This is a genomic window from Streptomyces sp. NPDC048411 (assembly GCF_040704695.1).
GTDB lineage: Bacteria > Actinomycetota > Actinomycetes > Streptomycetales > Streptomycetaceae > Streptomyces.
Window position 1 is genome coordinate 1 of sequence record NZ_JBEZKL010000081.1, and the last position, 12030, is coordinate 12030.

General features: G+C 69.0%; 9 protein-coding genes and 1 pseudogene. 4 read left to right on the plus strand and 6 right to left on the minus strand.

Annotated elements, in window-relative coordinates; genetic code table 11:
* Nucleotides 1-230, minus strand: a pseudogene (locus tag AB0915_RS25195) (lytic transglycosylase); the annotation flags it as partial.
* Between the two features lie 702 nt (nucleotides 231-932).
* On the opposite strand from AB0915_RS25195, the gene AB0915_RS25200 reads away from it, so the two are divergent.
* Entirely contained in the window at nucleotides 933-1526 is a 594-nt protein-coding gene (locus AB0915_RS25200) for a hypothetical protein (protein ID WP_366693234.1), read from the plus strand.
* A 301-nt stretch (nucleotides 1527-1827) separates the two neighbouring features.
* On the opposite strand, the gene AB0915_RS25205 is transcribed toward AB0915_RS25200, so the two are convergent.
* Both AB0915_RS25205 and AB0915_RS25210 read right to left on the minus strand, forming a co-directional pair.
* Nucleotides 1828-2781, minus strand: coding sequence for a sigma-70 family RNA polymerase sigma factor (locus tag AB0915_RS25205; RefSeq protein ID WP_366693235.1), 954 nt, complete (start codon nucleotides 2779-2781; stop codon nucleotides 1828-1830).
* 21 nt (nucleotides 2782-2802) lie between these two features.
* Complete coding sequence (locus AB0915_RS25210; protein ID WP_366693236.1) at nucleotides 2803-4032, minus strand: FAD-dependent oxidoreductase; 1230 nt, start codon at nucleotides 4030-4032, stop codon at nucleotides 2803-2805.
* Between the two features lie 390 nt (nucleotides 4033-4422).
* Between AB0915_RS25210 and AB0915_RS25215 the strand changes: the two genes are divergently transcribed.
* The gene (locus tag AB0915_RS25215) at nucleotides 4423-6846 is read left to right on the plus strand and encodes a Tox-REase-5 domain-containing protein (protein WP_366693237.1); all 2424 of its coding nucleotides are present in this window, start codon (nucleotides 4423-4425) and stop codon (nucleotides 6844-6846) included.
* 25 nt (nucleotides 6847-6871) lie between these two features.
* The gene (locus AB0915_RS25220; RefSeq protein WP_366693238.1) at nucleotides 6872-7603 is read left to right on the plus strand and encodes an Imm52 family immunity protein; all 732 of its coding nucleotides are present in this window, start codon (nucleotides 6872-6874) and stop codon (nucleotides 7601-7603) included.
* Between the two features lie 156 nt (nucleotides 7604-7759).
* On the opposite strand, the gene AB0915_RS25225 is transcribed toward AB0915_RS25220, so the two are convergent.
* Nucleotides 7760-10153, minus strand: a complete 2394-nt coding sequence (locus tag AB0915_RS25225) for a hypothetical protein (RefSeq protein WP_366693239.1) — start codon at nucleotides 10151-10153, stop codon at nucleotides 7760-7762.
* 197 nt (nucleotides 10154-10350) lie between these two features.
* Here AB0915_RS25225 and AB0915_RS25230 point away from each other — a divergent pair, with 197 nt between their 5' ends.
* Nucleotides 10351-10878, plus strand: coding sequence for a hypothetical protein (locus AB0915_RS25230; RefSeq protein WP_366693240.1), 528 nt, complete (start codon nucleotides 10351-10353; stop codon nucleotides 10876-10878).
* Nucleotides 10879-10958: 80 nt separating this feature from the next.
* Here the strand turns inward: AB0915_RS25230 and AB0915_RS25235 are convergent, their stop codons facing one another.
* Together AB0915_RS25235 and AB0915_RS25240 are read right to left on the minus strand one after the other, a co-directional pair.
* Nucleotides 10959-11408, minus strand: a complete 450-nt coding sequence (locus AB0915_RS25235) for a DUF3592 domain-containing protein (protein WP_366693241.1) — start codon at nucleotides 11406-11408, stop codon at nucleotides 10959-10961.
* Nucleotides 11409-11428: 20 nt separating this feature from the next.
* The gene (locus AB0915_RS25240) at nucleotides 11429-12013 is read right to left on the minus strand and encodes a hypothetical protein (RefSeq protein ID WP_366693242.1); all 585 of its coding nucleotides are present in this window, start codon (nucleotides 12011-12013) and stop codon (nucleotides 11429-11431) included.
* Nucleotides 12014-12030: the final 17 nt, after the last annotated feature.

The window sequence follows — 12030 nt, forward strand, 5'->3', positions numbered from 1 at the left end:
TGGATCCCCTCGTACGTGCCCGGGATGCCCTTCGCATGCATGACCTTCAGCGACTCCTTGATCCAGGTGTCGACGTTGCCGCCGGACTGGGCGGGAGTGGCGGCCGAGGCTGCCGGGGCGCCTGCGACGGTGCCGGCCACGACCGCGGCACCGGCTGCGAACATGCCCAGCGACATCTTCTTGGTCTTGGTCATGCGGGCGAACTTCGTGGACATCGCGCTGAACGGCATTCCGTAATTCCTCATCTGTTGTCGGGCGATGCCAAGAAGTATTAAGCGAGGCAGAAATGCGGGTCAACGGGTCCCTTTTACTATTCGAATTCGTACCGGCTGAATGAAACGGTCGAGGAATCGCCGTAAAGCTACGGAATGGGCCGTGATGGACCTACTATCCGGATTCATAGTGACGGCCGTCACGTGGTCCACTCCACACGGCAAATGCCTCAAATCGTCACAAGAGTGGCGTACGTCATGTGGCCTGCGGCACATTAAGGGCGGCCTATTCGCTCACCGTAATGACGAATAAACACACTGCACCGGCCGCCGGCTGTCGGTGCGAATCGGCTGGGAATCCTGACCGGTGGCCGGTGTGTGACCGGTCCGGTGCCGCCGTCGTGCGGCATCGGCGCGGTAGGCACAGCCTTGATCACCGCTGCCATCGCTGCGGGCGACCGCCTCCGGCCACGGACTGAGTGAGGGGCTGACCCGAACGGAGAAAACGCCCAGGTCGATCCGCGTACCACCTTTGGGGCCGACTTGGGTCCGTGGGCCCAAGCCTCGTTCCGGCGCGCTCATTACGCTCGTGCACGACCAACCGTGAGGCATGTGACGGCGCCGCCCCGAAGCGGCAATCCGGCATGCCCGCGCGCACCAAGAACTTCACGCTCCATTCGTACTGGCGAGGTGCCCCCACACCGATGAGGTGAAGCGTCGATGAGTGACGGATTTTTCTACTCGTACCACCTTGGCTGGAGTCGCCCCGATGCCGAGTCACTGCTCGGTGATCTCGATGCGGCCGGACTGCGGCTCACCCACCCCACCACCCGGCGCATCACCCTCGTCACCCCGGGATCCGAGCCGGTGATGACCCAGTCGTGGGTGACCAGGGAGCAGCTCGCGCTCCTGGCGGGCCTGCAGCGGCTCGACGAGATCGGTTTCCTGCTCTGGGTGAAGCGCGGCGCGGAGATCCGTGTGCGCCTCCGCCGCACACGGGACGGCATCGTCTCCCTCGAATTCGGGCTGTACTGGCTGTCCCGGGACGAGCAGGAACTGGCCGTACGCGCGATCAGGGAGGCGATCGGCAGGGCGTCCCTGCTCTGCATCGGTTTCGTGGTCGACCGGGAGGGCGCGTCGGCGGCGACCGACTGGCGGGCGGTCATCGTCAACGGCACCACCTTCTTCGACAGTTGGCCCGACACGCTTGCCGTGCGGCATGAGATCGCCGACATGCAGCCGCAGTTGTCACGTGTGACGTCCTTCGAGCAGTCGCCGTGGATGCTGTTCGGGAGCGAGGTCCCCAGCAGGTAGGGCGTGCAGGCCGGGAGCTCGGGGTCGGTGTCTCGTCTCGTTGAAGTTGCACCAGTTCCGTCGTGGTGACCTGGGCAGAGCAGTTCGATGGAGACGGTCCGGTCGCGTGATGTCTCGTCGGGTCTGCTCCGTCCGGGGCGTTCTCGTCGTCCGTCTCATGGAATCTGCTTCGTTCCGGCCGTCTTGGTTCGCAGGATCAGGCCCTGGATTCCTAGCCCAGACACCAGCCGCAAAGGAGCCGGGTGATCACGTGCTCACCGCCATGGCGGCCTGCTCGTCGGGCCGCGGTTGGCGTCGGGTCTCACCACTGGGTGATGAGCGGTGCGTCCGGTCCGTGCTGCCGCCAGGCTTCGGTGAGGCGGACGAGGCGGGTGGGGGCGGCGATGCCGCGCACGGTTGCGATCTTGCCGCCTGTGATGTCGAACGTCACGGCGCCGATGGCCTGGTCGCCGATCACGAAGAGGATGGCGGGGGCGCCGTTGACGCGCGCGTAGTGGATGCCGGGCGTGCCGCCGGCAAGTCGCCGTTTCGCGGGTGTGGGTTTGAAGCCGGCCCGTACGACGGCAGCGATGCGCTGCGGCGTGTCGTAGCGCTGCAGCTTCTCGGTCAGACCGGCGCCGTCGGAGATCGCGGTGGCGTCGTCGGTGAGCAGCGCCACCAGCCGTTCGGTGCGGCCCGAGGAGGCAGCGGCGAGGAATTCCTCGACGATCCTGCGGGCGGACGCCGGGTCGGCTTCGCCGCCGCCGCGGCGCGCGGCGGTGATGCGGCGCCGGGCCCGGTGGAGGTGCTGCTGGCTTGCGGACTCGGTGAGGTCGAGGATCTCGGCGATCTCGGCGTGGCTGTAGGAGAAGGCTTCGCGCAGGACGTAGACGGCCCGCTCGAGGGGGGACAGGCGCTCCATGAGAGTCAGCACGGCCAGGGAGACCGATTCGCGTTGCTCGAAAGTGTCGGCCGGGCCGAGCATCGGGTCGCCGTCGAGGAGCGGTTCGGGCAGCCAGGCGCCGACGGTGCGTTCGCGGCGGGCTTGTGCCGAGCGGAGCCGGTCGAGGCACAGGTTGGTGACGACCTTGGTCAGCCACGCTTCCGGCACCTTGATCCGTTGCCGGTCGGCGGCCTGCCAGTGCAGGAACGCGTCCTGCACGGCGTCCTCGGCGTCGGTGGCGGAGCCCAGCAGCCGGTATGCCAGCGAGGCCAGCCGGTTCCGGCTGGCCTCGAACCGACTGGCGTCGAAGCGATCAGTAGCGGTGCTGTCCACGCGGACCACCCTATGAGGCGGCTACGCGACCGACTTCTCGGCGTACGCGACCGATTTCTCGGCGGACGCATCCGGCGTGGCGGCCAGGCGGCGCTTGCGCTTGGGCAGGCCGAAAGTTGGGTGCGAGGTGGTCCACAGCGACATCTTGAGGATGCCCGCCTTGATCCGCGCGGCCTTCCGGCCGCCCATGTACTTGGGCTTTGCCTGTCCTTCGTCATTGACCATCTGCAGGATCCCGTCCCGCCGCCCGAGGCTGATGTGGTTGAACGTGTAGTCCAGCGTGGTGTGCGGGATCTTGCGGCCGGTCAGGCGTCCCACGATCGCGGCCGTGGCCTGCATGCCGGTGTAGCCGGCCGAAGCGCAGGACATCGGCAGCGGCCGGCCGTTGTCGCCGATGGCGTAGGCGCTGTCGCCGACGGCGTAGACGTTCGGGTGCGAGACCGACCGCATGATGCGATCGACGACGATCCGTCCGTTGTCGGTGACCTCCAGCCCGCCGGCGGCGGCGATGGGGTTGACCGCGAACCCGGCCGTCCACACGGTTGCGTCGGATGCCAGGGCGGTGCCGTCGGCGCACAGCACCCGGGTCGCTTCGACGGCTTCGACGCTGGTGTGCTCCAGGACGGTGATGCCCAGCCGGTCGCAGGCCTGGCGCAGGTGGCTGCGGGCTCCGGCGGAGAGCCGGTCGCCCAGCTCGCCGCGGGCGACCAGCGCGACCGACAGGCCGGGCCGGGATTCGGCGAACTCGGTGGCGGTCTCGATGCCGGTCAACCCGTCGCCGACGACCAGCACACTCCCGCGATCGCCCCGCCCGCCCTGGCTGTCCAGGCTGTCCAGGCGCTCGCGCAGGCGCAGCGCCGAAGGCCGGCCGGCGACGTCGAAGGCGTGCTCGGCGACGCCGGGGACGCCGTGGTCGGCGACGTGGCTGCCGAGCGCGTAGACAAGCGTGTCGTAGCCGAGTTCGCCGCCGCCGCCGGCGTCGGCCACGGCGACGACCTGGCGCTCGGGGTCGACGGCGGTGACACGGGCCAGGCGCAGCCGGATCCCCGTGTCCGCGAACACGTCGGCGAGCTGTGGAGCCTCAATCTGCTGGCCGGCCGCGAGCTGGTGCCCCCGCAGCCGCTGGACGAAGTGCGGCACGGCGTTGACCACGGTGATCTCGGTGTCCGCCGGGGACAGCCGGCGGGCCAGGACCCCGGCCACGTAGGACCCGGCATAGCCGGCGCCGAGGACGACGATGCGGTGCTTCATGTGATGCTCCTGTCGGTTCGCTTGCTCCCGGTGACTTGAGCGGAACAGCGCCCCGATTGCTGACAGGAATCGTATGTGACGTGGGTCACAGGGCGGCAGAAGTGTCGCCCAACATGCTCGCGGCGCCGAGGCGGCGCAGATGCAGGCCGAGCTGAGGCTCCTGGGCCGATCACGCCGGACGGACGACCGGGTGGTCTCGACGAGAGCCTGTGTCACCGAAGTTGCTCCGGCCGACGCGGCACGGAGCAGCTTCGGTGACACCAGAGCAGTTCCAGGGAGACGGGACAGCCGGGTTTGGGTCCTGGGGCCCATGCCCTGGACGGGGCGATGTGGTCGGATAAGTGAAGTGGCCCAAGTCTGGTCACACGCCGACCAGTTGGGGGACTCGTCGTGTCTGGCACAGGCGGATTTGCAGTTCCGGGCGGCGCCGGCGGCGTCTCCCTGACCCATTCCGGCAGGCAGTCGCTGCCGCGCCCGCTGCAGGCGGTGCTGATTCTCGTCCGGACGCTGTTCGTCTTCGCGGTCCTGGGCGGCATCGGCGTGCTCACCGTGGCGTCGTCGATCAACGAGGTCGACGGAAAGCTGATCGGACTGCTGCTGTACGCGGCACTGCCGAGCGTCTCCGCCTTCGTCCTTTCGCTGTACCTGCGTACCGGCGGCATCTGGATCTGGCGCGGGCTCCTCGCCGTCCACGTCTGGCTCACCCTCGGCGCGCTGGCGACGCTGGGCGCGGGCGGCGGGCGCGGGGCGACACAGCTGGTGATGCCGGTCGTGATCGTCGTCCTGCTGCTGCGTCCGTCCTCCCGCGACTGGTTCGAACTCCCCCTGGAGCAGCGGCAGCCGCACCGGCCGTTCAGCATCGCCCGGATGATCAAGTGGCGCCGGGACGGCGGCCAGACCGCCATGGAGTACCTGGGCATGGTCCTGGTGGTCGTGGCCCTCATCGGCGGCCTCGTGGCGACGGGGATCGGCGCCCAGCTGACCGGGGAGATGCGGAGCGCGATCTGCCAGCTGACCGGCAGCGCGTGCCCGGCACCGGGAGGCGGCGACGTGGAGGCCGGGGGCGGCACGACCGGCGGCGGTACGGCATCCGGCGGGGGCACGGACTCGGGTGGCGCGGTCGCGGGCGGGGGCACGGGCTCGGGCGGGTCGGCCGCGTCCGGGGGTTCGGACTCCGGCGGTTCGGACTCGGGAGGCTCCGACGCGTCGGGCGGAACCAACGGCTCGGGCGGCTCCACCGGGGGCTCCGGCGCCTCGGGCGGATCCGGCAGCACCGGCGGGACCGGCGGGGCCACCGGCTCGGGCGGCACCGACACCACCACCCAGGACGGCGATGTCGACCAGGGCGGCGACGACATGGACCCCACCGAGGGTCCGGATGCCGACTACGGCAACTACGACGGCAGCCAGGACAAGAAGGACGACGAGAGCTGCACCTCCGGCGTCGGAGCGTTCTTCTCGTGCGCCGCCCACCAGACCGGCGGCTTCTTCAAGGGCCTGGTCGGCGACGGCCTGTGGGGCGATGTCACCGGCACCTTCGACACGATCATGCACCCCATCAAGGCCTGGGACGGCCTGAAGGACTACGGCAAGAGCCTCGGCGACAAGTGGGTCGAGGACTCCAAGGGCGCGGGCGACAAGTGGTCCAAGGGCGACTACCTGGGCGCCGTCTGGGACTGGACCAAGGCGTCCGGTGGCACAGGCGTGAAGGTCCTTGACGACATGTTCATCGGCGACGAAGTCCGTGACATGTGGAAGAACGGCAACGAGGGCCAGGCGATCGGCACCGGTCTCTGGAACGTCGGCTCGCTCTTCATCCCCGGCTACGGCGAAGCCAAGCTGATCGGCAAGGTCGGAAAGCTGGGCAAGCTCGGGAAGCTCGGCAAGATCGGTGAGCTGGCCCAGAAGGCCTCGGAAGCCGCCTCCAAGGCCAGGAAGCTCGCCAAGGCCGGCGATGTGGGCGGCGCGGAGAAGGCGGCGAAGGAGGCGCGTCAGCACGCCGACGACCTGGAGAAGAAGGTCAAGAGCAAGGGCTGCCCGATCGGCGCGGGCCCCCTCGGCCGTACGGGCATCCGGCCCGGTGCCACCACGGTCACCACGGCCTCCGTACGCACGACGGCAGGTGCAACGGCAGTCACGACGACACGGACGACGGCATTCGGCGTCGCACGGACCGCGTACGCCGGATACGTCACCTTCCCCACGGCCTTCCGCGCCGAGGGCTGCGAGGCCACGCCCGAAGAGGTCGAGGCGGCCAAGCAGGCGAAGAAGGACGCGGACGAGGCCGACAAGGCGGCCAAGGCCGCCAAGCGCGAGGCCGAGCGGAAGCGGCTCGCGAAGATGGAGAAGCCGTCCTGGTACGACCAGCTCAAGAACCCGCGGGCGGGCACCAAGGACCTCGGCGACGGCAAGTGGAAGTCGAAGAGCGCCGACACGTACGCCTACCCGCAGGAGATGGGCGCCCGCTACCAGGAGCAGGTCTCCGGCGTGAAACGCGGCAAGGAGTACGAGGTCCCGCTCGACAAGATGGACGGCAAGCCCGTCGAGTTCGACGGCTGGGACTCCGCGAACCAGACGTACATCGAGACGAAGTGGGGCTACCGCGGGACCCGGTTCTACAACGAGGCGACGGGCCAGCTCACCAGCCTGGCGACCAACCGCTGGGTGCAGCAGGCGACACGGCAACTCGACGCCGCGCGCGGAAAGCCCGTGGTCTGGCACATGTCGGACCCCGACGTGGCCAGGGCCACGCAGGAGATGTTCGACGACAGGGGCCTCGACATTACTGTGGTGCACACCCCGGTGAAGCCCTGACCGGGCAGCGTGAGAGGAGACCCCGTTGCTGAATGTCACGGTCCACGGGCTGTGGGGCGTCCGGAAGGAGGACCCGCAGGAACTCGCCGAGCGCTGGGGGCACCTGCTCCGCACCCTCGGCGGCATCGATGCCGATGCCTGCGGGACCTGGCGGGCGGCGGAGGCGGAGGACGACCCGACGGCACCGCCGGTCGAGCTCGACCCGCCCGCCCTGACGGCGTATCTCCTGCGCACCAACCCGGACTCGGACGCCCCGTACATCGGCTACACCGCGTCCCTGTGGTCGGGACAGCCGACGACGGTGAAGGTGACGGTCTCCGTCACCGCGGGAGGATCGGCGAACCGGGCGCCCGACTCGTGCGTGGTGGGGCTCGTCTCGGCCGCGGACGATGCGCCGGAACTGGTGCGGCGATCCACGGACGTTCTGGAGGCGCTCGTCTCCTGCTGGGGCCCGGACTGGGGCGAGGCGTACAGCAGGGAGGAGTTCCGCACGGTGAAGACGGAGTTCGGGCTGCGGGCCGGCGCCCCGCGCGCAGGCCGGTCGGTGTATCTGTCGCCGGGCCGTGCCGACCGCGTACCGCAGGGGCTGCCGGGGACGTACACCCGTACGGCAGAGGGCGGCCTGGTCGTCGATCTCACACGCGGTGGTACGGAGCTGCCCGGCATCGAGACGATCACCGACGTGAACAGGCAGCTGCTGGCGGCCGGGGCACTGGAGCCGCTGACGGTGCCGTTCGACCGGGCCACGTTCCAGTAGTGCTTCGGCAGGCCGTGCCGCAGGACTGCTGACCACCACCCCTGAACAGACAGCCGTCACAGCGCTACCGGGCCGGTCAGGAGGAAGGCCCCGCCCCCTGGAAACTGCGGTGCCATGGGGGCGGGGCCTTCACTGTGAGCGTCCCGGCGTGCGGGTCTAGCTCGCGGCGGCCTTACGACGGCGCATCCACCAGGTCAGGCCCGCTCCGCCGACGGCGAGTGCCGCGGCGATGGAGGCGATCAGGCCGATGGGGGTGTCGGAGCCGGTGTGGGCGAGGTTGCCGTCCGGGTCCTCGGAGGCGCCGGTGGGGGCGGGAGTGTGGCTGTCGGACGGGTCCGGTGCCGGGGTGGTGGGCTGGTGGGTCGGCATACTGGTGGGCTTGCTGGTGGGCTTGCCCGTGCTGGTCGGCTTCGGGCCCGGGGTTTGTTCCCCGCCACCGTTGTAGACCTTGCCGGAGCTGGAGCCGCCGAACATGACGGTGTTGCTGTTGCGGTAGGTGACCGTGGTGGTCCTGGAGGTCTTGGTGGTGGTGTCCGTCTTGGGGTGCTGGAGGTTGAACTCCGTCTTGGAGATGTTGCGCTTCGGGGCCTTGGAGAAGTCGACTCCGCCCATGATGCAGGTCTTGTTCTGGCCGTCGACCTGGCAGGGGTAGCTGTAGTCGCCCTGCGTGTAGGACTTCATGTACTCGTCCCACGTCTGCTTCGGGGTCCAGGTTCCGGCCTTGCCCCGCAGTGGCCACCGAGCCACGTCGTTGCTGTTGATGATGGGCCTGAAGTCGGTGACGTGGTCCTTGTCCTGGGTGCGGATGTACTCGGCCGCGACGCGGGCGTTGTAGACGCGGCGCAGGTCGGCGTACGCGCTCCCGCTGTTGACCTTCTCCTCGACGTCGGGGATGACGTACTGCTCGACCAGGCGCTGTGAGGTGTTGATCTGGTCCTCGGTCAGGTCGCACTTGCCGTTCGGGCTGGGGAAGTTGACCTTCTGCGGCTCAGCGTTGACCTTCAGCGGCGCATCCAGGATGTACAGGCCGTTGTTGTCAGCGCGGACCTTGGCGGTCTTGGGGACGATCCACAGCCGGATCTGGTGCCCGCAGGGGATGTTCGCGGCTGTCATGGCATCCCAGTACTGCTTGCCGATGCCGCTGCGGGGGTCCATGTCACGCGCGTAGTCGTGCTTCATCTCCAGGTCGGCCTGGAGCAGAACACGTCCGGCGTCGGTCTTCCCGAACGTCTTGTCCATGATCCTGTCGGGCTGGTCCGGGTTGAGGTTGACCCAGAACTTGTCCGGCGTCAGCGCGAGCCATGCGAACATCGCGTCGGAGGAGAGCTGAAGGCGCTGCTCACCGCCCCAGCCGGGGTTCTTGTCCTCGTCCTCGACCATGTCGGCCTTGAAGGAGTAGTCGAGACCCTTGCCCTTGGCCGGGTTGCCGACGTATTGAAGCTCCAGGGTGGAGAAGTCGATGCCCCCGGGCCGCCCGAAGCCGCCGCGCGTGTTGACCTGGTTGTACTGGTGCTGGAGCTTGCGTGCCTGCTCGGGGCTCTTCGCCGAGCGCCACACGTCGTCGTGCAGCGGGCCGTAGGAGCCGACGCGGCGCGGATCGGGGTTGAAGAACTCGTCGTAGCGGGTGTACCTGTTCGGCGTCCAGCGGGCGTGGCCGTTGGCGCGCTGCTCGCGGATGGTGGCCTGGGGCAGGCTCGTGCCGCGTTCGCTCTGGAGTTGCCGGTTCAGGGACGCGTACTGGCGCTTGGTGTTGCCGGTGGTCTCGTCGCCGGTGATCAGGCGGAGCTTGTGGTCGGCGTACTCCTTGTTGCGCAGGATGTGCTTGTCCCAGCGGAGCTGTTCGGCGATGTGCTTGCCGTTGGACTTGAACTCGACGAACTCTTTGGTCTTGGCGTTGTAGGCGTCGTACTTGCGGACCGCCTGTTCGCCGGTCTTGGGGTTGATGACCGCCTTGCCGTTCTTGTCGAAGACCGGCACTTCCTTTTGGCAGATCCAGTCCGGTCCGACGAGCTTGAACTGCTTGACGACGCGGGATTCGAAGCCGTCGCCCTTGCGCTGGTTGGCCTCGTTGCCGATGACCCTCTGGTCGAGCCAGAGCGGGAAGTCCTTCATCTTCCGAGGGCCGTCGCCGACGAGCTGCTTGTTGAAGCGGGCGTAGATCTCCAGGGCCCGGTACTGCGGGTCACCGGTCTGGCCGTACTTCTTCTTCCACCTCTGGACGTCGGCTTCGGTCTTGCCGGCAGCGTCCAGCTTCGCCTGGTCCGGCGTGGGCATCCCGTCGAAGGCGTGCGAGGGGTTGTCGAAGAAGTAGTCGCCCCAGGTGTCTTCGGGGTTCTGGCTGTAGGGGGTGTTCTTGCCCTGGATGCCGCGGGCCTCGTCCACGTTGTATTTCCGGCCGAGGAACTTCTCATCGCAGCGGATCTTGCCCGGTGCGGCGTCGGCTGTGCCCTGGAAGGCGGGCAGGCCGGTGACGATCAGTCCGGCCGCGGCAGCGGTGGCGAAGCAGGCGGCCAGCCGGAATCGTATGCGTGATCGTATGGAGGTACTCAAGTGTCTGTCCCTGTGGGGGGCTCATGGGACACGGAGTTGGACGGTGCGGGCCCCCGTGCTTGCCACCGTCCAGCCCTAAACCCTAGATCCTGATGCGCCGGTTGAGACAACGGGTTGTTGAGGTGTGGCGTGTCAACTCGTGTGACACGGCGAACAGTTCGTCCCTACGGTCCGGGGGTCTGTCTACAGTGGGCGGCATGGCTGATCGCACGAACCACGGCATCGACCCGCAGTCCCACCCCGACCTGTCGGCGTGGCTGGCAGAACGCGTCCGGAACTTCGCGCACTGGGCCGAGGACACCGGCACCCCCGGGACATGGGACTTCTCCCCCCGGTCCCTGGACGCGCTGGAGGACCTCATCCGCAGCCGGTACGACAGCGACGCGGAGACTCGCACAGCGCGACGCGACGCATTCCTTCAAGGGGCGTGCTGGTACGTCGGGGAAGTGGTGTGCCGCACCCGGGGGGCGGTGTGGAAGTTCGAGCCGTTCGCCGTGAAGGGCGCCGAACTGCCCTCCCTGTTCGGGGAGGCGGATCCGTCAGGGGTCATCGACGACCCCTGCGTGGGGATGCCGGGCGAGGACACGGAGGAGGCCATCTATCCGATGGGCGCCGTGCACGGACTGTTCTGCACCGAGGACGAGCTGGGCAACCCCATCGTCCAGCACCTCTCCGACGTGCTGGGCGACTTCGACGAGGACGACGAAGACGACGACGTGGAGTAGCCCGGGCCGCCGCGATCGTCGCCGGCGGGGTGGATGCGCGCGCCCACATGAGGCCGGACGGCCGGTCCGGACGGCGGCTGTCAGAGCCAGCCCCGCATCGCCGCGAACCCGACCAGCAGCCCCGCCGCGAACACCCCCAGCACCACCGCGAACACCGCGGGCATCAGCACCGGACCCCAGGCCCGCGGTCCGGCGACCGTGGCGCGCCTCTCCGGGTCCGCCGGATCGTACGAGACCCGGACCGGCGCCCCGACCTCGAAGCCGAAGGGGCCCGGCGCATGGTCGACGAACTCGACCTCGCGGCCGTCGAGCGTGCGGAACGCGAACACGTATTCCGTCGCATAGCTCCGCTCCCGGTCCGTCCCCCGGTCCGCGACCCGGCGCTCCGCGCACCGCCCCTCGGCCCGCTCCCCGTGCCGCACCAGGCTCAGCACGCGGCTCAGCCGCAGCGCCGACCGTACGGCGAACGCACCCAGGAACAGGCCGAAGAGCAGCAGGAACGTGGCGGTCCCGCCGGGCAGTACATCCATGAACGCCAGTCCTCCACCCGCTACTTCACGCTGATCGAGTCCACGAACGCGTCGAGGTCCCCAGCGCTCAGCGTGCCCTTCACCGCATTGATCCGGACGGCGAACGGTACGTGCTTCGAATCGACTCCCGCCACCACGACCCCCGTCATCCGGGTGCCGCTCGCCGGCGTCTGCTCCTTGCCGGACGAGGTGAACTCGTAGTCGATCCGACGCGCCTCGCGGGCGCTCTCCTCGCCCGCGAGCCGCACGTCGGTGGTGCCCTTGCGGGTGGCACCGAGGCCGATGCCCGCGCCCGCCGCGGAGGCGGCCTCGCCCGCGTCGTCGATGCCGGTCGCGAAGTCGAGCTGGACCGAGACCATGCCGGTGCGCAGCCCGCCCTCCTCCTTGAGCGCGACGGCCGCGTTGTTCTTGTTGCGGTCGGCGGCGGACTGCTCCTTGTAGCCCTTGTTCTCGGGGTAGCCGACGGACACGCTCTTGGTGTCGAGCGTGCCCCAGCCGTCCGGGACGGCGGCGGCGTCCGACGAGCCGCAGCCGGTGAGCAGGGTGAGACCGAGGGCGGCGGCAACAACCGCGCCGGACGTCCGGGACTTCCTCACTGCCGTCATCGCCTTTCGTTGTGCGG